This window comes from Streptomyces sp. W16, assembly GCF_033194735.1.
Taxonomy (GTDB): Bacteria; Actinomycetota; Actinomycetes; order Streptomycetales; family Streptomycetaceae; genus Streptomyces.
In genome coordinates, this window is sequence record NZ_JAWOAI010000036.1 from 1 (window position 1) to 24,304 (window position 24,304).

Here is a 24,304-nt window from a genome sequence, read left to right on the forward strand (position 1 = left end):
GGCGAGCTTGAGGAGCTCGGCGCGCTCGGTGTCCGTGAGGAACTGCGGGTCCCAGGTCCTGCCCCGGCGCAGGGTGCTGAGCGCGGGCAGCGCGTTGACGCGGCGCACACCGGGCACGGAGAACATCCGGTCGATCGCCTCGCTGGTGGCCGTCTCCGACGGGGCGTGCACGACGGCGTAGAGCGGGTAGTCGCCCGAGATCTGCGCCAGCAGCTGGAGATGGGGCAGGCCGCTGAGCCGGTGGAGGACGGCGAGAGGGCTCTCGCCGGTGATGTCCAGGAAGACATGGACCGGCATCGCCGTGGAGTGGATGCCCCAGTCGGCCTGCCCGATCACGCGCACCGTGCGGGCCTCGTGCAAGCGGTCGTAGCGGCGTTTGAGCGTGCTGGCGTCGGCGGCCAGGATCTCGCCGATGTCGTCCCAGGTGGCCCGGGGTGCCAGGTGCAGCGCGCCGATGAGGCGCCGGTCGAGCTCGTCGAGGAGAGGACGGGTCATAAGGCCTCACTCTAGAGTGCCGTTTAATCCCACCGTTACTTCAGAGATATAGAGAATCTCTCATCAGGATGCCATTGTTCGCAGGAACATCCCCCCATCGCATCAAGAGGTACCGATGAGTGTCACCTCCGCTCAGCCTCAGCCTCAGTCCACCGAGCCGCAGTCGAGAGTCCTGCGCACCGCGTTCCGCGGTCTGGCGGCGATCGAGAAGATCGGTAACAAACTCCCCAACCCCTTCTGGCTGTTCTGGATCCTCGCGGGCATCGTCGCCGTCCTCAGCGCCGTCCTGGCAACGACCGGCCTCAGCGCCGTGCACCCCGGCACGCACGAGACCATCAAGGTGCAGAACCTGCTCAGCAAGGACGGCCTCACCATGGCCGTCGAAGGGGCCGTCGACAACTACGCGGCCTTCCCGCCGCTGGCCACCATCCTCACCGTGATGTTCGGCATCGCCGTCGCCGAGAAGAGCGGACTCTTCTCCACCCTGCTGCGCCGCATGGTCGCCCGCGTGCCGGGCCGGTACCTCACCTTCGCCCTGTCGATGACGGCCATGGTCAGCCATGTCGCGGGCGACGCCGCCTACGTCACCCTCATCCCGCTCGGCGCCCTGGTCTTCCGCGCGGCGGGCCGCAGTCCGGTCCTCGGCTGTGTCGTCGCCTACGTCTCGATCGCCGCCGGATACGACGCCTCCCCGTCCCTCACCACCACCGACGTCCTGCTGTCCGGGATCTCCACCGCCGCCGCCCACACCATCGACGCGCACTACGTCGTCACCCCGGTCGCCAACTACTTCTTCGGCCTCGGCTCGTCGATCCTGGTGGCCCTGGTGATCACCCTCGTCGTCGACAAGATCCTCGCCCGCCGCACGGACCTGGAACCGGACGAGCCGGTCGCCGCGCCCAACGCCGAGGAACTGGCGGAGATCGAGGTCACCCAGCAGCAGCAACGCGCCCTGCGCACAACCGGGTTGGTCGCCGTCGGCTTCCTCGCGTTCCTCGCGGCGGCGATGATCCCCTCCGCCTCACCCCTGCGCGGCGAGGGCGGCGGCATCGTCAACTCCCCGCTCATCGGCGGGATGGCGCTCGTCCTCGGCGTGTTCTTCGCCGTGCTCGGCACCGTCTACGGCCGGCTGGCCGGCACCTTCACCGCCGCCCGCGACAGCATCGGCGCGATGGTGGACGGCACCCGTTCGATGGCGCCGATCCTCGTCCTGTTCTTCGCGATCGCCCAGTTCCTCGCCTACTTCAAGTGGACGAACATCGGCAACATCCTTGCCATCAAGGGCGCCGAGACCCTGCGCGACCTGCACCTGCACGGCTGGACCGTGCTCGTCGGCATCGCCGTGCTGATCACCTTCATGAACCTCGTCATCACCAGCGGCTCCGCACTGTGGGCGCTGGCCGCACCGGTCCTCGTGCCCATGCTGATGCTCATCGGCATCGAGCCCGAGACCACCCAGGCCGTCTACCGCGTCGCCGACTCGGTCACCAACTGCGTCACCCCGATGAGCCCCTACTTCGTCATGGCCCTGGGCTTCATCCAGCAGTACCGCAAGTCCGCCGGCATCGGCACCCTGGCCTCCTTCACGATCCCGATCGCCGCCGTCGTCTGGGTCGTCTGGGTCGCGTTCTTCGTGGCCTGGTACCTGCTGGGCATCCCGCTCGGCATCGGCTGACCCCCAACTCGGCAACGTCACCCGCAGCTTCGCAGCAGAAAGCAGATCATGACCGCCTCACCCGCACCCGCCGCCCTCACCACCCGCGCCCAGGACGCCTCGTCGCGGATCGTCGAAGACATCCTGACCCTCGTCCGCCACGAGACCGGCAGCTACGACCTTCCCGGCCTCACGACCGGCCTGGACCTGCTGCGCGAGCTGACCGTCGAACGGCTCGGCCGGCCCGACCACGAGCAGCGCCGTTCCGGTGGCGAGTGCGGCGACACCCTCACCCTGACCTACACGGGGACGGGTCCCGGGCATGTCGCGCTCGTCGGGCACTACGACACCGTGTGGCCGACCGGAACCCTTGCCGGCTGGGAGCAGCCGGGGGCGGCCGAGGACGGGCGGGAGAGGTTGAGCGGACCCGGCATCTTCGACATGAAGACCGGGCTGGCGCAAGGGATTTGGGCGCTGAGGCTGGCCCGGGAGAGCGGAGCGCCGCTGCCCACCGTCACCTTCCTCTTCAACGGTGACGAGGAGATCGGCTCCCTGTCCTCGCGGCCGGTGATCGAGGAGGTCGCGCGGAAGGTGGACGTCACACTGGTCTTGGAGCCGAGTGCCCACGGCGCGGTGAAGACCGCCCGCAAGGGCACCGGGATCTTCCAGGTCACGGCCACCGGTGTCGAGTCCCACGCGGGGCTGGCACCGCAGGACGGGGCGAGCGCGATCACCGCGCTGTCCGAGTTCGTGGTCGCCGCCGCGGCCGTGGCCGCTCCTGAGCGCGGCACCACCATCAACACCGGGCTCATCAAGGGCGGTTCGGCCATCAATGTCGTCGCCGGGCAGGCGTCCGCCGGTGTCGACATCCGGGTGAGCAGCGCCGCCGAACAGGACCGGGTGGACGCCGAGCTGGACGCCATCAAGGTCAGCGACCCGCGTGTCCGCATCGAGATCGACCACGCCTGGAACCGGCCGCCGATGACTCTCAACGCGGCCTCCGCCCCGCTGCTCGACCTCGCCCGGGAGGTCGCCCGCGAGCAGGGGCGTGACGCCCTGCGTGACACGGCCGTCGGCGGCGCCAGCGACGCCAACTTCGTTGCCGCGCTGGGCCTGCCGGTGCTGTGCGGGATGGGCGCGGTCGGCGACGGGGCGCATGCCCGGGGCGAGTTCATCTACCCCGACACGGTGCCCGGGCAGACCGCCCTGGTCGCGGGGCTGCTGGGGCGTCTGGCGGAACCGCTGCGGGGCTGACCGCGACCGGGCGGAACATCCGCGGGCGACTCGGGCGGGGTGCTTCACCCGATCGATCCCCGACCGGGGACAATCGGTGCCATGACGGACGGTACGGACGGTAGGAGCGACTCCGAGAGCCGCTTGGCCAGGATCGAGCGGCTGCTGGAGGACAGCGGGCGCGATGTGGTGCCCGCGTGGCGCCAGGTGACGCATGGCGAGACGCGGTTGGCGGTGTCGGCGGTCATCCTGGTGGCGGTCGCCCTCCAGCTGATGTTGCCGCACCGGCTCGCCTTCCAGCCGTACTGGCTGCTGCCGGTTCTGGAACTCGCCCTGATGGTCGGTCTGTTCGTCGCCAATCCGCGCCGGATCGAGCCCGGCACGCGGTGGCTGCGCTGGCCGAGCCTGGTCCTGACGGGCGTGATCACCCTGGCCAACAGCTGGGCGGCGGCCCGGCTGGTGGTGGGCCTGGTCAGGGGCACCGAGCGCCTGGACGCCGGGCCGCTGCTGCTGACCGGCGGAGGCATCTGGCTGACGAACGTCATCGTGTTCGCCCTCTGGTACTGGGAGTGGGATCGCGGCGGGCCCATGGCGCGGGTCATGGGCAACCACCGGTACGCCGACTTCCTCTTCGTCCAGATGCAGAGCCCGGAGACCGCGCCACCGGACTGGGAACCGGCGTTCCTCGACTACCTGTACCTGTCCTTCACCAACTCCACCGCCTTCAGCCCGACCGACGTGATGCCGCTCTCCCGCTGGGCCAAGATGCTGATGATGGGGCAGTCCTCGGTCTCCGTGTCGATCGTCGTCCTGGTCGTCGCACGAGCGGTCAACATCCTTCGATAGTAGGGGAGTTGGGCTGTCGAACAGCTGTCGAAACTGTCGAGTCTGTGAGTCCGCACGTTCCGCTTGCCGCACTCCGGTGATCGGCTGAGCATGGGGCGACTCGCCCGTCCCCCACTCGACAGGGAGCCCCTGTGAACTCGCGAGATCTCAACCGCCGCGTCTTTCTCACCGGCGCCGCCGCCAGCGTTCTGGCCGTCGGCCTGGACTCCGGTGTCGCGTCGGCCGCCGACCGGCGCACCAGCCGCAGCGCCGACGATCCCGTCACCACGGAGTCGGGCCAAGTGACCGGTACTCAGGGCGGGTTGAAGGGCATCGTCGCCTACAAGGGCATCCCCTACGCGGCCACCACCGCCGGCGACAACCGCTGGCGTCCGCCTCAGTCGGCCCCGCCCTGGGACGGCGTCCGCAAGGCCAACGCCTGGGGCCCGGCCTGCCCACAGCCCGTCACGGGCATCCCGAGCGCCCAGGTGCCCGAGCTGAGCGAGGACTGCCTCAACCTCAACATCTGGACCGGCGCGGCCACTTCGGGTGACAGCAGACCGGTCCTCGTCTGGCTCCCGGGTGGCTGGGACAGCGCCGTGTGGGCCGGGCAGGAGATCTACAACGGGGCACTGCTCGCGAACAAGGGCGTCGTGTTCGTGAGCGTCAACCACCGCGTCGGCCCCTTCGCCGACCTCGCCCACCCCGACCTGAGCGCCGAGTCCGGGCACTCCGCCTCCGGCAACTGGGGCGCCCTGGACGTCGTCGCCGCGCTGGAGTGGGTGTCACGCAACATCGCCGCGTTCGGCGGCGACCCGGACCGGGTGACACTCGGCGGCTGGCAGAACGGCGCGAACCTCGTCGACATCCTGATGGCCTCAAGGTCGGCCCGAGGGCTGTTCCACCGCGCCCTGCTGCCGTCCGGCGCGCGCTACACCAAGGACCCCGCACTCGGGCAACGGCCCTACAGCTACCGTACGTTGGCGGACGCTGAGACCAACGGCACCGTCTTCGCGGCCTACATGGGATGCTCGTCCCTCACGGATCTGCGCGCGCTGTCCGCCGACGAGATCGTGGCACGGACCTACGCCGACGACGCACCGGCCGATGCCACCGACTTCGGCGACGTGCTCGACGGCTATGTCCTGCCGAGTACGTACACCGCTGCTATGGAGTCCGGAGCGGAGGCCGATGTACCGGTCCTCACCGGCAACTGCCGTGACGCGAACAGCGCGTCACTCACCCTTGCCGAGTATCAGGCGTACGCCGACGCCCAGTTCGGACCGGTCGGCCTCACCGACACGTTCCTCGACCTGTACCCGGCGACCACCGACGCCGAGGCCGCCACGCAGTACAACAACTACGCGCGGGACGAGGAACGCGTCTCGACCTTCCTGTGGGGCGGGCAGTTCGAGGACACCGCCGGCAACCGCAGCGCGGTCCACACCTACTTCTGGACCCGGGTCCCGCCGGGCCACGACGCCACCAACCCCGTTGTCGGGAGCGGCAGTTCGGGCGCCTTCGACGGGGCCGACGTCTACTATCTGCTGGGCTTCATCTACAACACCGACCGCCCGTGGGCGTCGCGCGACTACGACATCGCCGACACCACCGCCTCGTACGTGGCGAACTTCGCGGCCACCGGCAACCCGAACGGCGGCAGCCTGGCCACCTGGCCGGCCCTGGACACCGGTACCCCGCAGACGATGGAACTCGGCGACCACTTCGCCACGCTCCCCGCAGCGGACAGCGACGCCAAGTACGCCTTTCTCAAGGCCTACTTGACGTCGCAGCCCATCTCCTACTGATCCCGCCGGATCAGCAGGCGCCCTCGTCCTGCCAGGGGCCCCACTGGGAGGCACCGGGCACCTCGTTCTGGGTCCACCACTTGGCCACCCAGTTGTGGTTGCCGTACGACACCTCGTTGCCCTGCGTGTAGACGGCCGTGGAACTCCACGCCGTCTTGCACGTGCCGGGGGTGGGCGTCGGAGTCGGGGTCGGCGTGGGGGTCGTGGTCGGCGGGGTCACGCCCGCGAACTGCACCGAGTACTTGGCGAAGTCCCACGCGTTCTGCGCCACGCTGGAGCAAGTCCCGGACGTGGTACCGCCGTTGTCGACCGGACTGCACTGGCGGTCGCGGTTGAGGGACCAGAACGTGAAGCGGTCCATGTTGTGGCTGGTGGCGTAGTTCAGAACCGTCTGGAAGTCGGCCTGGGTGAAGTACTCGCCGGTGTCGCTGCGCCCGTTCATCCCGGAGAAGCCCTCGTGGGCGTACGCGGTCGCCTGGTCCCAGCCGAACGTGGACTGCAGGATGGAGTTGAAGTTGGTGAGCGCGCTGGTCTGGGAGGCCGCGCCGTTGAAGCCGCCGTCGAACGGCATGATGGAGAAGTTGTTGGGGGTGAACCCCTGCGACTTCGCCTCCAGCAGCATCTGCTTGCCGAACCAGCCGGTGCCGTCCGCCGTACCGGCGGTGGTCACGGAGACGTACAGGCCCGAGTTGTTCTGCTGGAGGATCTTCGCCGCGCCGATCTCGTTGTGGATGGCCGCGGTGTTCTCGTACTCCGGCTCCTCCAGGTCGAAGTCGATCGCGTGCAGGCCGTACTTGGTGATGACCTGCTGGTAGGCCGCGGCCGTCGAGGCCGGGTCCGAGCAGGCCTGGCCGAGCTTCGTGCCGCCGTAGCCGCCGATGGAGACGGAGACGTCGCCGCCCTTGGCGCGGATCGTGTTGATGACCGACTGGACGGCGGTGTCCGAGGAGACCGGTGAGGTGCCGCCCCAGGTGGGGGTGCAGCCGCCGCCGTTGGGGGCGAGGACGAAGGCGAGCTGGAAGGCCTTGAGGCCGGTGGCGTCCATGATGGTGCCCGCGTCCGGCGGGTTGTTGTCCGTCGGCATCAGGTAGGGGGCCGCGGCGTACCAGCGGTTGCTCAGCGCGGTGGCCGCGTTGGTCGCGCCCTGGGCGTTGGTCGCGATCAGCGCGGTCGTGCCCGCGGCGGCGAGCGTCACGGCGGCTGCCGCGCCGAGACATGCGCGAAGACGTGTCACGTTGTGCCTCCGGTGGGAGTGGGGGAGGCTGCCAGCTTCTGGCGCTGTCGCGGCCACGTCAATGGATTGGACTGGACCAAATTGCTCTTTGGACTAGACCATACGATTTCTTTACCGTCGGCCCGTTGGAGGGCGTCGAGCGACACGTTTGCGACTAGTGTCCCGGCTCACATGGCGTTATAGGGGTGACGCCGACACCATGGTGCACGTCACCGGCAGGCTGAAGGGATCGGGAATGTTCCGCAAGGTGCTGGTCGCCAACCGTGGAGAGATCGCGATTAGGGCGTTCCGCGCCGGCTATGAGCTGGGCGCGCGAACCGTCGCGGTCTTCCCCCATGAGGACCGCAATTCGCTGCACCGGCTCAAGGCCGACGAGGCCTACGAGATCGGTCAGCCCGGGCATCCGGTCCGCGCCTATCTCTCGGTCGACGAGATCGTCCGAGCCGCCCAGCGCGCGGGAGCGGACGCGGTGTACCCGGGCTACGGGTTCCTCTCCGAGAACCCCGAACTCGCCCGCGCCTGCGAGGAAGCGGGCATCACCTTCGTCGGCCCCAGCGCCCACATCCTGGAGATGACCGGCAACAAGGCCACGGCGATCGCCGCCGCCCGCGCGGCCGGCGTACCGGTGCTCGGCTCCTCGGAGCCCTCCACGGACGTCGACGAACTGGTGCGCGCCGCCGAGGAGATCGGCTTCCCGGTGTTCGTGAAGGCCGTCGCCGGTGGCGGCGGGCGCGGTATGCGCCGTGTCGAGGACCCCGCGACCCTGCGCGAGTCCATCGAGGCCGCCGCCCGCGAGGCCATGTCCGCGTTCGGCGACGCCACGGTGTTCCTGGAGAAGGCGGTCGTCGACCCCCGGCACATCGAGGTGCAGATCCTCGCCGACGGCGAGGGCAACGTCATCCACCTCTTCGAGCGCGACTGCTCGCTGCAGCGCCGCCACCAGAAGGTCGTCGAGCTGGCCCCTGCGCCCAACCTCGACCCCGCCCTCCGCGACCGCATCTGCGCCGACGCCGTCCGCTTCGCCCGCGAGATCGGCTACCGCAACGCGGGCACCGTCGAGTTCCTCCTCGACCCGCACGGCAACCACGTCTTCATCGAGATGAACCCGCGCATCCAGGTCGAGCACACGGTGACCGAGGAAGTCACCGACGTCGACCTCGTCCAGGCGCAGTTGCGGATCGCCTCGGGGGAGACCCTCGCCGACCTCGGGCTCTCGCAGGAGACGGTCACCCTGCACGGCGCGGCCCTCCAGTGCCGTATCACCACCGAGGACCCCGCCAACGGCTTCCGCCCGGACACCGGCCGGATCAGCGCCTACCGCTCGCCGGGCGGCTCCGGCATCCGTCTCGACGGCGGAACCACACACGCGGGCACCGACATCAGTGCGCACTTCGACTCCCTGCTGGTCAAACTCACCTGCCGGGGGCGGGACTTCACCACCGCTGTCAACCGTGCGCGGCGCGCTGTCGCGGAGTTCCGGATTCGCGGTGTGGCCACCAACATCCCGTTCCTCCAGGCGGTGTTGGACGACCCGGACTTCCAGGCGGGGCGCATCACCACTTCGTTCATCGAGCAGCGCCCGCAGCTGCTGACGGCTCGTCAATCCGCCGACCGCGGCACCAAGTTGCTCACCTACCTCGCCGATGTTACGGTCAACAAGCCGCACGGCGAACGCCCCGACCTGATCGACCCCACCACCAAGCTGCCGCCCGTCCCCGCCACCGAACCCCCGGCCGGATCACGGCAGTTGCTCGCCGAACTCGGCCCCGAGGGCTTCGCCCGCCACCTCCGTGAGTCGCCCACGATCGGCGTCACGGACACCACCTTCCGCGACGCGCACCAGTCGCTCCTCGCGACCCGCGTCCGCACCAAGGACCTCCTCGCGGTAGCCCCGGTCGTGGCACACACCGTGCCCCAACTCCTCTCCCTGGAGTGCTGGGGCGGCGCCACCTACGACGTGGCGCTGCGCTTCCTCGCCGAGGACCCCTGGGACCGGCTGGCCGCCCTGCGCGAGGCCGTCCCCAACATCTGCCTCCAGATGCTGCTGCGCGGGCGCAACACCGTCGGCTACACGCCCTATCCGACCCAGGTCACCGACGCCTTCGTCCAGGAGGCCGCCGCCACCGGCATCGACATCTTCCGCATCTTCGACGCGCTGAACGACGTGGGCCAGATGCGCCCGGCCATCGACGCCGTACGCGCCACCGGAACGTCGATCGCCGAAGTCGCCCTCTGCTACACCTCCGACCTGTCCGACCCGGGCGAGCGCCTCTACACGCTCGATTACTACCTTCGCCTGGCCGAGCAGATCGTCGAGGCGGGTGCTCATGTCCTCGCGGTGAAGGACATGGCGGGTCTGCTGCGCGCACCCGCCGCCGCGACTCTCGTCTCGGCACTGCGCCGCGAGTTCGGCCTGCCGGTACACCTGCACACCCACGACACGGCAGGCGGCCAGCTCGCCACCTACCTCGCCGCGATCCAGGCCGGCGCGGACGCCGTGGACGGCGCGGTCGCCTCCATGGCGGGCACCACCTCACAGCCGTCCCTGTCGGCGATCGTCGCCGCCACCGACTACTCCGACCGCCCCACCGGCCTCGACCTCCAGGCCATCGGTGACCTGGAGCCGTACTGGGAGAGCGTCCGCAAGATCTACGCCCCCTTCGAGGCGGGCCTCGCCTCACCGACCGGACGCGTCTACCACCACGAGATCCCCGGCGGTCAGCTCTCCAACCTGCGCACCCAGGCCATCGCGCTCGGCCTCGGCGACCGCTTCGAGGACATCGAGGCGATGTACGCCGCCGCCGACCGCATCCTCGGCCACCTGGTGAAGGTCACCCCGTCGTCCAAGGTCGTCGGCGACCTCGCCCTGCACCTGGTCGGCGCCGGAGTGAGCCCCGCCGACTTCGAGGCGTCCCCGGAACGCTTCGACATCCCGGACTCAGTGATCGGCTTCCTCCGCGGCGAGTTGGGCACCCCGCCCGGCGGCTGGCCCGAGCCGTTCCGCACCAAGGCGCTCCAGGGCCGCGCCGCTCCCAAGCCCGTACAGGAACTGAGCCCGGAGGACCGCACGGCCCTCGACAAGGACCGCCGCGCCACCCTCAACCGCCTGCTGTTCCCCGGCCCGACCCGCGAGTACGAGACCCACCGCCAGACCTACGGCAACACCAGCGTCCTGGACAGCAAGGACTTCTTCTACGGCATCCGCCCCGGCAAGGAGTACACGGTCGACCTGGAACCGGGCGTCCGTCTCCTCATCGAGCTGGAGGCCGTCGGCGAGGCCGACGAACGCGGCCTGCGTACGGTGATGTCCACCCTGAACGGCCAACTCCGCCCGATCCAGGTCCGCGACACCGCAGCCGCCTCCGACATCCCCGTCACCGAGAAGGCCGACCGCGCCAACTCCGGTCATGTGGCGGCCCCGTTCGCGGGCGTGGTCACCCTCGCGGTCGAGGAGGGCGACGAGGTGGAGGCCGGTGTCACCGTCGCCACCATCGAGGCCATGAAGATGGAGGCGGCGATCACCGCTCCCAAGTCGGGCCGTGTGTCCCGCCTCGCCATCAACCGCATCCAGCAGGTGGAGGGCGGCGACCTGCTCGTCGAGCTGAGGTAGGCGACGGAACGGCGACAGGCCGTCGCTCGGGTGACCGGATCGGTCCGGTCCCGGACCCGATGCGGCCTGTCGCCGTCCCACCCGCCCGGCGCATTCTTGGGACATGAACCGAGCACTGATCGTCATCGATGTCCAGGAATCCTTCCGCGCCCGCCCGCTCTGGGAGACCATCTCCGACCCGAAGATCGCCGAGCAGGCCGACCGTCTGGTGCAGCTCGCCCGCCGGGCCGGCGACCTCGTGGTGTGGGTACTGCACACCGATCCCGGCAGCGGCGACGTCTTCGACCCGGCCCTCGGCCACGTCCGCCTCATCGACGGACTGGAGCGCGCGGAGGGCGAGCCGCTTCTCCACAAGACCTCGCACAATGCCTTCACCACCACCAACCTGCAGCAGATCCTCACCGAGAACGGCGTCCGCGAGCTCACCATCTGCGGCATCCGCACCGAACAGTGCGTCGAGACCACCACCCGGGTCGCCAGCGACTTCGGCTACCAGGTCACCTTCGTCACCGACGCGACCGCGACGAACCCCATCGCGCACCGCGACGCCCCCGCCGACCAGACTGTCGCCGAACTCCTGGCCGACCCCCGCACCCTGCCCGCCGACGAGATCATCAGGCGCACCGAGTACGCCCTCGCCGGCCGCTTCGCCACCATCGCGACGGTCGCCGAACTGGAAGCCGCGGCGGCAGATCAGGCATGATGACCGGATCGTGAGCCACGTCGTCTTCTTCCTGGTACCCGGAGTCCACTTGCTGGACCTGGCCGGCCCCGCGCAGGTCTTCTCCACGGCGGCCGGCTTCGGGCACCCCTACAGACTCTCCTACGTCGCCGAGCAGCCCCAGGTCACCAGCGCCCAGGGGCTGCCGCTGGCGGCCGGGCTCGACTGGCCCGAGCTCGGCCCCGAGGACCTGATCGTGGTGCCCGGCTGGCGTTCGTTGCGGCTCGCCCACGGACCTGCCATCGGCGCCACGTCCTTGCAGGCACTCCGGGACCATCACGCTCGCGGAGGGACGGTGGCCAGCGTCTGTGCCGGAGCCGACGCGCTCGGCCGGGCCGGACTCCTCGACGGACGCCACTGCACCACCCACCACGACGTGCAGGACGAACTCGCCCTGCGCCACCCCAAGGCGACCGTCGTCCGGGACGTCCTGTTCACCACCGACGACCGGGTCATCACCTCGGCCGGCATCGCCAGCGGCATCGACCTCGCCCTGCATCTGATCGCCACCCGGCACGGCCCCGCCGTGGCCGCCCAGATCGCCCGGGACATGGTCGTCTACGCCCGCCGCAACGGCCACGAGCCGCAGACCAGCGCGATGCTCCGGCACCGCTCCCACCTGGACGACACCGTGCACCGCGCCCAGGACCTCATCGACACCCGCTTCGACGAAACGCTGCCCCTGCCCACCCTCGCCTCGGCCGTCGGCGTCAGCGAACGCACCCTCACCCGCCTCTTCACCCGGGCCACCGGACTCACCCCGCTGCGCTACCAGCAGACCCTCCGCCTCGAACACGCCGAGCACCTCATCAGCCACGGCACCACGATCGACGCCGCCGCCCGCTCGGTCGGCTTCGACGACCCACGCATGCTGCGCCGACTGCGGGCCCGTAGTCAGTGACGGAGAGGCGGTCGCACCCGGTGATGGAGCGGCGGTCCGGCAGCGCGGCCGACCGTCACAGGACCGCTCCCATCCGCCAGGGGACGATCTCCTCCGTCCCGAACCCGAGCGCCTCGGACTTGCTCTCCGCACCGGAGGCCATGTCCACCAGAGCCTCGAACAGGGCGGTACCGTAAGCGACTTGGGCGGTGTGGCTCATGGCAGGACCGGCGTCGAAGTCGATGTCGCCGCGCATCCGCTCGTACAGCCCGCTGGTGGTGCTGATCTTCAGCGACGGCACGGGACGGGAGCCGAACAACGAGCCGCGTCCGGTCGTGAAGGCGAGCAGGTTGGCGCCGCCCGCGACCATCCCGGTGGCGGACACCGGGTCGTAGCCGGGGGTGTCCATGAAGGTCAGGCCCGGGGCGGTGACCGGCTCCGCGTAACCGACGACGTCGTTCAGCGGAGTCGTCCCGGACTTGAGCACGGCGCCCAGGGACTTCTCCCAGATGGTGGTGATCCCGCCGGCCCGGTTCCCCCGCGACGGATTGTTGTCCAGCGTCGCGCCGCCCGCGGCCGTGTACTCCTGCCACCAGTCGATGAGTTGGTCGATACGGGCCGCCGACTCAGGGGTCGTCGCCCGGTCCCGCAGCAGATGGTGGGCGCCGTAGATCTCCGGGGTCTCCCCGAGTACGACCCGCCCGCCGGCCGCGACGAGCAGATCGGCCGCGACACCGAGCGTGGGGTTCGCGGTCAGGCCGGAGTAGGCGTCGCTGCCGCCGCACTGGAGGCCCAGGGTCAGTTCCGTGAGCGGGATCGGTGTGCGGTGTGTCCGCATGATGCGGGCGACCAGGTCCGCGATGCGGTCGAGCGCCGCGTTCACCGTGGCCGCCGTACCGCCGAGTTGCTGGATGGTGAGCGTCTCGGTGCTCAAGTCGCCGTCGGGAAGCAGGTTTTCGGGCTGGTTCACCTCGCAGCCGAGACTGATCAGGAGGGCCGCCGCGACGTTGGCATGGCCGAGGTAGCCACGCAGCGTGCGCCGCAGGACGGCGTCCCCGGGGGTGCCCTCCGCCATTCCGCAGCCGAGGTCGTGCGGGAGCGCGATGACGCCGTCGAGGCCGGGTGTCCCCTTGTGGAGGGCGTCGGCCCGCAGGGCGATCATCCGGGCCACCGTGGCCGAGCAGTTCACGGTCGGGACCACGACGACGTAGTTCCGGGTGGCGGCCCGCCCGTCTGTCCTGCGGAAGCCGAGGAAGTGGTCGCGGGTGGGGGTGACACCGGTCGGCCGCGGGCGCGTCGGTGACGGGCTCGGGGACGGTTCCTGCCATCGGCCCACGCCCAGGTTGTGCACGTGGACGTGCCCGCCCGTCGGGATGTCGGCCAGGGCCACGCCGATGACCTCGCCGTACTTGCGGACCGGTGCGCCCTTCGGAATGTCGTGCAACGCGACCTTGTGCCCGGCGGGGATGTCCTCGACGGCCGGTGCCGTGCCGTCGGCGAGTTGGAGGACCGTGCCCCGTGCCATCGCCGCGAGAAGCAGGCCTATGTCGTCCACGCCGGGGCGAGGCACCAGCGGCCTGACGGTCGCCGCCGGTCCCTCTGCGGTACGACGTTCACTGTTCACGTGATCGACCGTAGGGCCCCAACACCGTGCAGGGGAAAGACGGTTATCGATGGTCGGTCATCCGGAATACGAATACCAGGCGCCTTGGCGGCAGTTGGGTCAGGCCCGGAAGGGCTGGACAGGAACCCCTGCCGTCCCGGTCTCGACGACGAAGACGGATCCGGACAGCGGGGACCTGGCCAACTCCTCGGCGGACAGGCCGTTTCGGGCGGAGGTGATGTACAGGCGGCCGTCCGCGCCGAAGGCGCAACTGGTCGGCTGGAGCACGGGCACCGGTACCAGTCCGACGACGCGCCCCGTCGGGTCGTAGCGTCGCACTTCGCGTCCGCCGTGCATGGCTACCCAGAGGCAGCCCTCCACGTCGACGGCGAGACCGTCGGGGACGCCGACTCCCTCGGTTTTGGTCAGCACCTCCAAGCGGCCGAGTTCGCCCCGCTCGGCGTGGAAGTCCGCGCGGTAGAGGAGGTTGGCGTAGCTGTCGGCGAGGTACATGACGGTGTCCTCGGCGTTCCAGCCCAGCCCGTTGGGCAGCACGAGGCCGTCCGCGACGACGACGCTGGGTGCGTCGCCGTCCCAGCGGTGCAGCCGGCCCTGGCCGGGCGCGAACTCCATGTCGTTGCTGCCGGCCCAGAACCTGCCGCGGGAGTCGACCTTGCCGTCGTTCATGCGCAGGTTCGGTTCGGGCAGCACGGGATCGACGAGCGTCAGCCCGCTGCCGGTGACGTAGCCGAACCCGTCGGCCACCGCGACGGCGAAACCGGCGTGCGCCGCGCGGGGCGCGACCGCGCCGACCATCGTGCCGACGTCCCACACGGTCTGCCGACCGGTGGTCAGATCGTCCTCGAACACCTTGCGGCCGTAGATGTCGACCCAGAGGAGATGTCCGGTGCGAGGATCGAGGACCGGTCCCTCACCGACGTCCGACGTCTCACTGCGTACCGCCACTTCGAGCTGTGTGTACGTGCGGACACTGGCCATCGTGACTCCGTTCGTTTTCCCTCAACCTGGCCCCGGTCGCCCGTGATCGTCAACGCCGAAGAACAGATGTCGAGCATTCGTTCCGCGGATGGAACCGGGTCGCGTCACACCGGTGGAATAGCCGTTGTGCCTTCAGGTCTGGGGGCTCTCATCACCGCTCTGATGAAAGCCTGGGCGGCAGCGCCCAGCGGCCGTTCCGAGTGCCACCAGATTCCCACGTCCCGAAAGCGGTTGAGTTGGTGAATGGGGCGCATTTCCATTCCTTCGCGCAGAATCATCACAGCGCCCAGATAGTTGATGATGCCCAGTCCGTGTCCGGCGCGCACCATGGCGCCCAGCGTGGTCGGCTGATGCGACACGATTCCGTTCGGCGAGACCAGGTTCTGGATGCTCAATTCGACCTCGGCCTCGTAACCGACCACCGTGTTGGCGAGCGGATCGCCGATCGTGATGACGCGCTGGTTCGCGAAGTCCGACAGTTCGACCTCGCTCTTCTTGAGCAGGGGGTGACCGGTCGGGGCGAGCATGACATACGGCTCCCGCCACAACGGCCGCATGGTGAAGGCGTGATCGTGCGGCTCGGGCCGGACCGTGCGCAGGGCCACCGAGACCCGGCGCTCGGACAGCGCCGCCTCGATGAAGTCCACGTCCCCGTCCAGGACCGCCACCCGGATCCGCGGATACCTCTCCTGCAACGACGTGATGACTCCCGGGAGGAACTCCGAACTCGCGCTGGCGAAACTCGCGACGGTGACGCTCCCGGTGATGTTGCCCAGATCGGTCTGGCGTGCGGTTACCAATTCGTCCGCCGCCGCGAGAACCGCCCGCGCCCGGGCCAGCAGCGCACGCCCGTCATCGGTGAGGGTGAGCGGCCGGATACGGCGTTCGATGAGCACACAGCCGAGCTCACGTTCCAGATTCGCGATGTGCGCCGATACGCGCGGCTGCGACAAATGCAACTTGTCCGCCGCTCTGGTGAAGCCCCCGGTGTCCACGACCTCCACCCAGGTACGCAACCAGGCCAGTTCGAGCGTCATTGACCGAACCTCCTCTCCTCGCGGCCGGACCACCGCCGGTATCGAATTCCCGCCGACGGTATGTCATCTGCGGGGCGGATCACCGGTATTCGTATTTCACTGTTGACGAGTTCCGGCGGCCATGGCCGACTGTGACGATGACCGATCAGACTTCTTTCGGCACCGCCCGCGGGCTGCTGTCCGCGCACGGAGCGGACCTCCTGCGCGGCGACGACGGTGCCGTGATCACCTCCGTGGAGACCTACGCACTCGCCGTGCCCCTGAAGCGGCCCATCGCCGACTCCACGGCCGCCATGGCGCACTGGACGGTGCCCGTGGTCGAGATCCGTACCGCCGACGGCCGGGTCGGGACCGGCGTCTCCGGTGTGCACTGCGCTCCCGAACTCCTCTCCGACGTGATCCTCTCCTACTACGCCGACGCCCTGCTCGACACCTCCTCGGAGGACATCCTCGGCACCTGGAAGCGCCTGTACTGGCTGCCCACGCACTGGATCGGCCGGGCCGGCGTCGTCCACATGGCCCTTGCGATGGTCGACATCGCCCTGTGGGACCTCGCCGCACAGCGGGCCGGCATGCCCCTGTGGCGGCTGCTGGGCGGCACCCAGGAGAGCGTCGAGGCGTACAACACGGACGGCGGCTGGCTCAACCTCAGCGACTCCGAACTGGTCCGGGACCTCACCTCGCTGGTCGACCACGGCTGGTCCCGGGTGAAGATCAAGGTGGGCCGGTCCGACTGGCGGGAGGACGCCCGACGCGTCCGCGCGGTCCGCAAGGCGCTCGGCGACGACGTGACCCTGATGTGCGACGCCAACCAGCGCTGGGACCTGTCGACCGCGAACCAGATCATGCCGGTCCTGGAGGAGGCGGCGATGGACTGGGTGGAGGAGCCCTTCCACGCCGACGACCTTCAGGCCCACACCCGCCTCCAGTCGTCGACGCGGCTGGACGTGGCGGCCGGCGAAAGCATCTACTCGTACCACCAGTTCGCCTCCTTCATGGCCGCCGACGCCATCCGCGTCGTCCAGGCCGACGTCACCCGGGTCGGCGGCGTCACCGAGTTCCTGCAGATCGCCGCACACGCGGCGGCCCGGGGCCTGCGACTGGCGCCGCACGCGGGCGACATGATGCAGGTGCACCAGCACCTGGTGGGCACCGTCCTGTCGGAGGTGCCGCCCCTCGTCGAGTTCATCCCCTGGACGCAGGAGGCCTTCGTCGAACGCAGCGTCGTACGCGAAGGGCTCATGGAGCGCCCGCAGGGCCCGGGCGCCTCCACCGCGATCGAACCGGCCGCCCGGGTCCGCTGGCAGCTCCCCGCGGTGGGCTCGGCCAGGACCCTGTGAGACCCCGCCCAGCCACCGACGAAAGGAACGAGATGACCGAGCCGACCGACGAGCGTGTGGCCGTCGTCACTGGAGCGGGCCAGGGAATCGGGCGCGCCATCGCCCTGGCGCTCGCGGCCCGAGGCGTACGGGTCGTCGTCACCGACCGCAACACGGAGACCGGAACCGCCGTCGCCAAGGAGGTCGGCGGCGACTTCCTGCCCCTGGACGTCGCCGACCCCCGCGCCGTCGCAGAGGTGGCGGACGAGGTCGTACGGCGCTTCGACCGCGTCGACGTCCTCGTCAACAACGCCGGTATCGCCCACGAGGACGCGGCGCTCGACGTGACGGACGAGGTGTGGCACCGGGTCCTCGACGTCGACCTGACCGGCACCTTCGTGGCCTGCCGCGAGTTCGGCCGGCACTTCGTGCGCCGACGCTCCGGATCGATCGTGAACATCTCCTCCATCGCCGCCTTCATCGGCTCCAACCCCGAGTACCACGTCGCCTACGACGTCGCGAAGGCCGGTGTCTCCCAGCTCGCGCGGTCGCTCGCGGTCGAGTGGGCGCAGTACGGGGTCCGGGTCAACGCCGTCGCGCCGGGACGGACCCGCACCCCCATCCTCGACACGGTCGGGATGGACGATCCCCGGCGGATGACGCAGTGGATCGACCAGATCCCGATGGGCCGACTGCTGGCGGCCGAGGAGATCGCGACGGCAGTGGCGTTCGTGGCGCTCGACGGCACCGCGATGACCGGACAGACCCTCCTCGTCGACGGCGGTCAGATCGCGCAGTGACGCTGTCATCGGCGCTTGCCCTCAGCCGAGACCGAGGGCGAGCGTCTCTCCGTCAGCGAGCCGCACGTCGAGGAGGTCCGCGCCGTACCGCACCCGGACGTCGGCGGCTCGTGCCGCCCGGATCCGCGCGGCCTCCAACTGCCCGTCCTGCCAACGGATGTCCACGGTGAGACCGCCCCGGGCGCGCAGTCCGCACACGCTCCCCTCGGGCCAGGCGGCGGGCAGCGCGGGCAGCAGTTCCACGTCCCGGCCGTCGGACTGGAGGAGCATTTCGGCGATGCCCGCCGTGCCGCCGGCGTTGCCGTCGAAGGAGTAGATGTTCTGCGTGGCACCGGCTACCCCGCCGGCGGAGAACGTCATCAGGTTCGCCTCGCTGGCGTCCGCGATCAGGCGGGTGAGGTGCTTCAGGGCCGCGTTGCCGTTGAGCAACCGGGCGAAATAGACAGTGAAGTTGGCCTCGACCCACTCGGTCTGCTCCCAGCCCGGGGCCTGCTGCCTGCGCGCGATGGTGACTTCCGCGGCGCGGGCGAGGTCCGGGGTGTCACGCGGGGTGATCTGGCGCTCCGGGAACAGGGCGCTGAGATGGGAGGTGTGCCGGTGGCTCGGCTCGGCCTCCTCGTGGTCGTGCAGCCACTCCTGGAGCTGCCCGTGCCGCCCGATCCGGAACGGCGGCAGCCGGCGGCGCGCGGCGGCGATCCTGGCCCTCAAGTCGGCGTCGACACCGAGCAGTTCGGCGCTCTTCGCGCAGATCCGCAGCACCGCCTCCATGAACACCCGGTCCGCGGTGGCCCCCATGGACACGGAACACCGGCTGCCGTCGGGCGCGAGATACCAGTTCTCCGGTGACTCCGACGGCCCGGTGACGAGCAGACCGTGCTCCGGTTCCTCGACCGCGTAGGCGAGCAGGAACTCGGCGGCCCCGCGCAGGACCGGGTACGCGCGCTCCCGGAGGAACGTCTCGTCGCGGCCGTACTCGAAGTGCTCCCACAACTGGAGGGCCAGCCAGGCCCCGCCGGTCACGTTCATGCCCCAGCCGATGCCGGAACCGGGTGCCGTGTAGCCCCACGCGTTGGTCACCGTGTGCGCCACCCAGCCCGGAGCACCGTACAACTGCTCGGCGGTGGACCGGCCTTGGTCCGCCAGGGTCTCCAACTGACCGAACAACGGCTCCTGGCACTCGGCGAGGTTCGTCGACTCGGCGGCCCAGTAGTTCTGCTGGGTGTTGATGTCCAGGTGGAAGTCGTTGGTCCAGGGCGCGCTGCTGGCCAGACCGTCGTTCCACAGGCCCTGCAGGGCAAGCGGCAGAGGGGAGTCGGCGCGGGAACCGGCCACCGTGAGATAGCGGCCGTACTGGAAGTAGAGGGCCGTCAGCGTGTTGTCGGTCCTGCCGGAGGCGAACCGTTCGCGGCGGGTGTCGGTGGGGAGGGACGCGAGATCGGGCGGTGTCGGACCCAGATCCAGGGAGACACGTCGCATCAGCGACCGGTGGTCCGCGATGTGCGCTGCCCGGACCGCCTCGAACCCTGTTTCCAGGCCTGCGGACAGCAGTGATTCCGCGCGCTTTCGGGGGTCCGCTCCTGCCCAGTCGGTGCCGACCGCGACGTACACGACCGCGCGATCGGCGCCCTCCAGCCGGAGTGTGTCTCCCGTGCGGTGCACGGTGCCGCCCTCGGCTTCGAGTTGGGCGCGGATCTCCAGGGCCACGCCCTGCTGCCCGTCGCTGTGCAGGCTCTCGTACGCATGGCCGTCGAAGGTGACGCAGGTGTCCGTGGCCGTCGTGCGGCCGGGGAGTATGCCGTCCCGGATCGAGAGGGTGAAGGTGAGCGAGCCGGGCCGGTCCGAGGTGAGGCGGGTCGCGATCAGGCCATGGGGGTTGGTGGCGAACACCTCACGGGTGAAGCGGACGCCGTCCTGTTCGTAGGCGACCTGGGCGAGGCCCGTGTCCAGGTCCAGCGTTCGCCGGTAGTCGTGGACCAAAGCGCCGTCGGGGAAGGCGAGTTGCACTTCGGGCAGGGGCAGGTTGGTCCCGAACGAGCTCGGTCTGCCCGGGAGATGCTCGGCGGCGAGGCGTTGCGCCTCGGCGTGGTCTCCGGCGAAGAGGAGTTCGCGGATGCGCGGGAGCTGCTGCCGGGCGGTCGGGTTCAGGTCCGTGGTGGAGGGACCGCCCGACCATGCGGTCGACTCGGAGAGTTGGATGCGCTCGCGGCCGGTGCCGCCGTAGATCATGCCGCCGAGGCGGCCGTTGCCGATGGGGAGCGCTTCGAACCAGCGGGTGGCGGGACGGTCGTAGTGAAGCGTTCCGGGTGGGAGACGGACAGTGTGGAAGTCCTGTTCGGGGAAGACTTTCAGCATGGCGTGCGCTTTCGGGACGGTGTGACGGAGGGGGCCCAACTCGCTTTGGATGCGGGCTACTTGACGGGAGCGAAGACGTGCTGCGCGGCTATGGCGGCGCCGCCGCGGGCCCATTCCTCGAAGGGGAGGGGTCTGACGACGAGGTCGCAGTCGGCCGCCGCGCCGAAGGCCCGGGCCGCGAAGGTGGCGCGGATCTGCTCCTCGTAGAGGTCGTAAGTGGCCACGCCCTCACCGGAGATGATGATGCGTTCGGGTCCGATGAGGTTGGCGACGGAGGCGATCGCCAGGCCCAGGGCGTGACCGGCCCGGGCGAAGACGGCGCGGACGGCGGTGTTGCCGGCGTGGGCGAGGCGGACCGCGCCGTCCATCGTCAGCTCCGGGTCGCCCGTCGCCTGGCGGGCCTGCTCGGTGATGGCCTGGGTGGAGGCGACGGCTTCCACACAGCCGGTGTTGCCGCAGGTGCACACCCGGTCGGTACCGCCCACGGGAAGATGTCCGACCTCGCCCGAGACACCGTGGGCACCGGAGACGACCCGGCCGCCGATGGAGATGCCGCAGCCGATGCCCGCGCCGACGGTGACCAGGGCGAAGGACGACAACCCGGCCCCCACACCGAACCACTGCTCCGCGACGGTCAGGGCACGGACGTCGTTCTCGATGACAGTGGGCAACTCCGTCGCGGTCCGGACGAGTTGGGCGAGGGGTACGCGGCGCCAGTTGAGGAAGGGGGAGTACTGGACGGTCCCGGTGTGGCCGTCGACGTCCCCGGAGATCGTGACACCGATGCCGTGCAGGGCACCCGGTGCGTACGGCTTCGCCTTCGCGTTCAACTGCTCGACGAGCCGGGCGACGGCCAGGACGACCGTGCCGACGTCACGCGAACCGAGTACGGCCCGTGCGGTGGACAGGGTCCGTGCGGTCAAGTCGGCCAGCACACCGATGAGTTCGTCGCCGGTGATCTTCACGCCCACGAAGCGGGCGCGCTCGCCGCGCACCGCCATGAGCGTGGCAGGCCGGCCCTGGGTGCGCTCGGTGGAGCGGCCCAGCTCGGTGATCCAGCCGTCGGTCAGCAGGGGAGTGGCGACCTTCGTGACCGCACCGGGAGACAGACCGGTACGGCGCCCGACCTCGGCGCGCGTGAGCGGGCCGTGGGCGAGGAGGGTCTGGAAGAGCAGAGCGGCCGCGGGCGGCTGATCGGCGAGCGTCATGCGGCGACCATACATTTCCATTGGAAAAGAAGATAGAAGAAGGATCGCGTCGATCCACGCCCGGCTTCCCCACTCATTGCCCGAATCCAGCTCCATTCTTTCCACGAATGTCGATGATTCGCGCGGCGCAATATGTTGACGCTGGAAGAAAAGCCTGGCTACATTCGCGGCACCTCAGGACAGGTGGATGGGACGTCCACCGACGCAGGTGGCGGCCGGTTTCCTCCCCGACCGGCCGTCGTCGTACGGCTACGAGGGCGGATCCGAACGCCCACTCACCAATTCCCCATGCGGCTGACCGTGCAGGGGCACTTCCGGACCTTCCCAGGGCCCCGCCGTGCCTTTTCGCGCCGAGATGGAGTAAACACATGGCTCGTCCAGCAGGACCAGGGGCATTCGTACGGCACAGACTTCGTGCGGGCGGTGGGATCCTCCGTCACCTGCCCGTTCTGGCCGCCACCGCCCTCGTGGTGTCCCTCGCGGCACCGACCGCCGCGTCGGCCGCGGACTCCGCTCCGGTGCCGTCGAACACGGCCCGCCAACAGGCCCTGCTGGCCGCCGAACCCTATATGGGCTGGAGCAGTTGGAGCCTGGAGGCCACCAGCTATCCCGGCTACGGCGGGGTGAGCTGGCTGACCGAGGCGCATGTCAAGCAGCAGGCCGACGTGGTCGCCTCGAAGCTCAAGTCCCACGGCTACGAGTACATCAACGTGGACGCCGGCTGGTCGAGCGGCTTCGACGAATACGCTCGGCCGACCGCGAACCCCACCACGTTCCCGCACGGCATGAAGTCGCTGGGCGACTACCTCCACCACAAGGGCCTCAAGTTCGGGCTGTACCTGGCGGTCGGGCTCGACCCCGCCGCCTACGGCGACGGAAAGACGCCCGTCCACGGCGCGCCCGGCTGCACCACCTCCGACATCGTCTATCCCGACCTGCGCAAGACCAACGGGTGGAACTCCGCGTACAAGATGGACTTCGCCAACCCCTGCGCGCAGAAGTACATCGACTCCGTCGCCGACCAACTGGCGGGCTGGGGCGTGGACTTCCTGAAGGTCGACGGGGTGGGGCCGGGTTCGTGGCAGGGCGACGCGGACCACGACAACACCCCGGACGTGAAGGCCTGGCACACCGCGCTCCAACGGACCGGCCGTCCCGTCCAGTTGACGCTGTCCTGGTCACTGAGTCACACCCGGGCGGCGACCTGGAAGGCCAACTCCAACGGCTGGCGTATCGACACGGACGTCGAGTGCTACTGCGACACGCTCGTGACATGGAACAACTCGCTGAAGGTGCGCTGGAACGACGTCGTGCAGTGGATCGACGACGCGGGACCCGGGCACTGGAACAACCTCGACTCCCTGAACGTCGGCGTCGGCGCGATGGACGGCCTCACCGAGGCGGAACGGCAGAGCTACACGACGCTGTGGGCCATCGAGTCGGCACCGCTGTACTCGGGCGACGACCTCACCAAACTCGACGCGTACGGGCTGAAGTTGCTCACCAACGACGAGGTCATCGCCGTCGACCAGGCCGGTCAACCGGCGCGGCCGGTCAGCCAGACCACGGACCAGCAGACCTGGTACGCCCGTAATCCCGACGGGAGTTACACCGTCGCGCTGTTCAACCTCGGCTCCGAAGCCGCCGACGTCACCGCGGACTTCAGCGACCTGGGCATCACCGGCACGGCCGCGGTCCGTGACCTGTGGCAGCACAAGAACCTCGGCCGCGTCTCGGGACACCTCACGGCGAACCTGCCGCCGCACGGCTCACGGCTCTTCACCTTCACCCCGACCCGGTACGGATACCAACCCGGCACCCCGCTCGGTGTCCACGGCACCGCCGCCACGTCCACGAGCGTGTCGCTGGCCTGGGACAAGGTGAACAGCGATGCCTCGCCCGTCACGGGCTACACCGTCTATGCCGACGGCCGCCCGGTGGCCACCAGCACCGGCACCACCGCCACCGTGAACGGACTGAGCGCAGCCAGCGTCCACACCTTCACTGTCGTGGCCCGTGACGCCAAGGGCCGAACGTCGGCTCCCAGCAAGGCTGTTGCGGTAACCGTGCCCGCGTCCGGTGGTCCCACCGCCTACGAGGCGGAGGCACCCGGCAACATCCTCACCGGCAACGCCGTCGTCGCCGCCTGCGACAACTGCTCCGGCGGGCGGAAGATCGGCAACCTCGGCGGCGGGGTCGTGGCCTTCACCCATGTCAGCGCGCCGAAGGACGGCACGTATCTGCTGAAGCTGGACTACGTGGACGCCGACTCAAGTCGCGTCATCGATCTGACCGTTGGGGCCACCACCCTCCAGATCCCCGTGCCCGGAACCAACGACAACGCCTGGGGCACCCCGCAGTCCCTCACCGTCCCGGTACCGCTGAAAGCCGGGGACAACACGATCGGCTTCGGCAACGCGACCGACTACGCGCCGGACATCGACAGGATCACCGTCTGATCCACCCACCCACACCCGTCAACCGGTTCACACCGATCCACCAGTTCGTACCGCACGAAGGAGGGTG

General features: G+C 69.7%; 17 protein-coding genes. 10 read left to right on the forward strand and 7 right to left on the reverse strand.

Annotated features, from left to right (window positions below):
* Nucleotides 1-495 (reverse strand): Lrp/AsnC family transcriptional regulator (locus R6V09_RS07400; protein ID WP_317880531.1); only part of this gene is annotated, 495 nt, incomplete at its 3' end.
* 115 nt (nt 496-610) lie between these two features.
* Here R6V09_RS07400 and R6V09_RS07405 point away from each other — a divergent pair.
* The 4 genes from R6V09_RS07405 to R6V09_RS07420 all read left to right on the forward strand — a co-directional run bounded on the left by R6V09_RS07405 (nt 611) and on the right by R6V09_RS07420 (nt 6,015).
* Nucleotides 611-2,170, forward strand: coding sequence for an AbgT family transporter (locus R6V09_RS07405; RefSeq protein ID WP_317880532.1), 1,560 nt, complete (start codon nt 611-613; stop codon nt 2,168-2,170).
* A 48-nt stretch (nt 2,171-2,218) separates the two neighbouring features.
* Nucleotides 2,219-3,403 carry a M20 family metallopeptidase gene (locus R6V09_RS07410; RefSeq protein ID WP_317880533.1) on the forward strand — a complete coding sequence of 395 codons (1,185 nt, stop codon included), beginning with the start codon at nt 2,219-2,221 and terminating at the stop codon, nt 3,401-3,403.
* 81 nt (nt 3,404-3,484) lie between these two features.
* Complete coding sequence (locus R6V09_RS07415; RefSeq protein ID WP_317880534.1) at nt 3,485-4,228, forward strand: hypothetical protein; 744 nt, start codon at nt 3,485-3,487, stop codon at nt 4,226-4,228.
* Between the two features lie 131 nt (nt 4,229-4,359).
* Complete coding sequence (locus R6V09_RS07420) at nt 4,360-6,015, forward strand: carboxylesterase/lipase family protein (protein WP_317880535.1); 1,656 nt, start codon at nt 4,360-4,362, stop codon at nt 6,013-6,015.
* A 10-nt stretch (nt 6,016-6,025) separates the two neighbouring features.
* On the opposite strand, the gene R6V09_RS07425 is transcribed toward R6V09_RS07420, so the two are convergent.
* Nucleotides 6,026-7,249: a chitinase gene (locus R6V09_RS07425; RefSeq protein WP_317880536.1), complete on the reverse strand. Its 1,224-nt coding sequence runs from the start codon at nt 7,247-7,249 to the stop codon at nt 6,026-6,028.
* 235 nt (nt 7,250-7,484) lie between these two features.
* Here R6V09_RS07425 and R6V09_RS07430 point away from each other — a divergent pair, with 235 nt between their 5' ends.
* The 3 genes from R6V09_RS07430 (at nt 7,485) to R6V09_RS07440 (ending at nt 12,481) form a co-directional block, all read left to right on the forward strand.
* The gene (locus R6V09_RS07430) at nt 7,485-10,859 is read left to right on the forward strand and encodes a pyruvate carboxylase (protein WP_317880557.1); all 3,375 of its coding nucleotides are present in this window, start codon (nt 7,485-7,487) and stop codon (nt 10,857-10,859) included.
* Between the two features lie 103 nt (nt 10,860-10,962).
* Nucleotides 10,963-11,562, forward strand: coding sequence for an isochorismatase family protein (locus R6V09_RS07435; protein ID WP_317880537.1), 600 nt, complete (start codon nt 10,963-10,965; stop codon nt 11,560-11,562).
* Nucleotides 11,563-11,572: 10 nt separating this feature from the next.
* Complete coding sequence (locus R6V09_RS07440) at nt 11,573-12,481, forward strand: GlxA family transcriptional regulator (protein WP_317880538.1); 909 nt, start codon at nt 11,573-11,575, stop codon at nt 12,479-12,481.
* Between the two features lie 55 nt (nt 12,482-12,536).
* Here the strand turns inward: R6V09_RS07440 and R6V09_RS07445 are convergent, their stop codons facing one another.
* The 3 genes from R6V09_RS07445 to R6V09_RS07455 form a co-directional block, all read right to left on the reverse strand.
* Nucleotides 12,537-14,084 carry a UxaA family hydrolase gene (locus R6V09_RS07445; RefSeq protein ID WP_317880539.1) on the reverse strand — a complete coding sequence of 516 codons (1,548 nt, stop codon included), beginning with the start codon at nt 14,082-14,084 and terminating at the stop codon, nt 12,537-12,539.
* A gap of 99 nt (nt 14,085-14,183) precedes the next feature.
* The gene (locus tag R6V09_RS07450) at nt 14,184-15,062 is read right to left on the reverse strand and encodes an SMP-30/gluconolactonase/LRE family protein (protein ID WP_317880540.1); all 879 of its coding nucleotides are present in this window, start codon (nt 15,060-15,062) and stop codon (nt 14,184-14,186) included.
* 104 nt (nt 15,063-15,166) lie between these two features.
* Nucleotides 15,167-16,099: a LysR family transcriptional regulator gene (locus R6V09_RS07455; RefSeq protein ID WP_317880541.1), complete on the reverse strand. Its 933-nt coding sequence runs from the start codon at nt 16,097-16,099 to the stop codon at nt 15,167-15,169.
* A 137-nt stretch (nt 16,100-16,236) separates the two neighbouring features.
* On the opposite strand from R6V09_RS07455, the gene R6V09_RS07460 reads away from it, so the two are divergent.
* Nucleotides 16,237-17,439, forward strand: a complete 1,203-nt coding sequence (locus R6V09_RS07460) for a mandelate racemase/muconate lactonizing enzyme family protein (protein WP_317880542.1) — start codon at nt 16,237-16,239, stop codon at nt 17,437-17,439.
* A 32-nt stretch (nt 17,440-17,471) separates the two neighbouring features.
* Nucleotides 17,472-18,218: an SDR family NAD(P)-dependent oxidoreductase gene (locus R6V09_RS07465; RefSeq protein WP_317880543.1), complete on the forward strand. Its 747-nt coding sequence runs from the start codon at nt 17,472-17,474 to the stop codon at nt 18,216-18,218.
* A gap of 21 nt (nt 18,219-18,239) precedes the next feature.
* Here R6V09_RS07465 and R6V09_RS07470 read toward each other — a convergent pair whose 3' ends face one another.
* Together R6V09_RS07470 and R6V09_RS07475 are read right to left on the reverse strand one after the other, a co-directional pair.
* Nucleotides 18,240-20,570 carry a glycoside hydrolase family 95 protein gene (locus R6V09_RS07470; protein ID WP_317880544.1) on the reverse strand — a complete coding sequence of 777 codons (2,331 nt, stop codon included), beginning with the start codon at nt 20,568-20,570 and terminating at the stop codon, nt 18,240-18,242.
* Nucleotides 20,571-20,626: 56 nt separating this feature from the next.
* Entirely contained in the window at nt 20,627-21,778 is a 1,152-nt protein-coding gene (locus tag R6V09_RS07475; protein WP_317880545.1) for an ROK family transcriptional regulator, read from the reverse strand.
* Nucleotides 21,779-22,146: 368 nt separating this feature from the next.
* Between R6V09_RS07475 and R6V09_RS07480 the strand changes: the two genes are divergently transcribed.
* Entirely contained in the window at nt 22,147-24,237 is a 2,091-nt protein-coding gene (locus tag R6V09_RS07480; RefSeq protein ID WP_317880546.1) for a fibronectin type III domain-containing protein, read from the forward strand.
* The last annotated feature ends 67 nt before the right edge of the window (nt 24,238-24,304 follow it).

Bases quoted from the DNA above. Each gene is read 5' to 3' on its own strand.
- R6V09_RS07405 (WP_317880532.1), top strand. From the start codon at position 611: ATGAGTGTCACCTCCGCTCAGCCTCAGCCTCAGTCCACCGAGCCGCAG.
- R6V09_RS07410 (WP_317880533.1), top strand. From the start codon at position 2,219: ATGACCGCCTCACCCGCACCCGCCGCCCTCACCACCCGCGCCCAGGAC.
- R6V09_RS07415 (WP_317880534.1), top strand. From the start codon at position 3,485: ATGACGGACGGTACGGACGGTAGGAGCGACTCCGAGAGCCGCTTGGCC.
- R6V09_RS07430 (WP_317880557.1), top strand. From the start codon at position 7,485: ATGTTCCGCAAGGTGCTGGTCGCCAACCGTGGAGAGATCGCGATTAGG.
- R6V09_RS07435 (WP_317880537.1), top strand. From the start codon at position 10,963: ATGAACCGAGCACTGATCGTCATCGATGTCCAGGAATCCTTCCGCGCC.
- R6V09_RS07450 (WP_317880540.1), bottom strand. From the start codon at position 15,062: ATGGCCAGTGTCCGCACGTACACACAGCTCGAAGTGGCGGTACGCAGT.
- R6V09_RS07455 (WP_317880541.1), bottom strand. From the start codon at position 16,099: ATGACGCTCGAACTGGCCTGGTTGCGTACCTGGGTGGAGGTCGTGGAC.
- R6V09_RS07460 (WP_317880542.1), top strand. From the start codon at position 16,237: ATGACCGATCAGACTTCTTTCGGCACCGCCCGCGGGCTGCTGTCCGCG.
- R6V09_RS07465 (WP_317880543.1), top strand. From the start codon at position 17,472: ATGACCGAGCCGACCGACGAGCGTGTGGCCGTCGTCACTGGAGCGGGC.
- R6V09_RS07470 (WP_317880544.1), bottom strand. From the start codon at position 20,570: ATGCTGAAAGTCTTCCCCGAACAGGACTTCCACACTGTCCGTCTCCCA.
- R6V09_RS07475 (WP_317880545.1), bottom strand. From the start codon at position 21,778: ATGACGCTCGCCGATCAGCCGCCCGCGGCCGCTCTGCTCTTCCAGACC.
- R6V09_RS07480 (WP_317880546.1), top strand. From the start codon at position 22,147: ATGGCTCGTCCAGCAGGACCAGGGGCATTCGTACGGCACAGACTTCGT.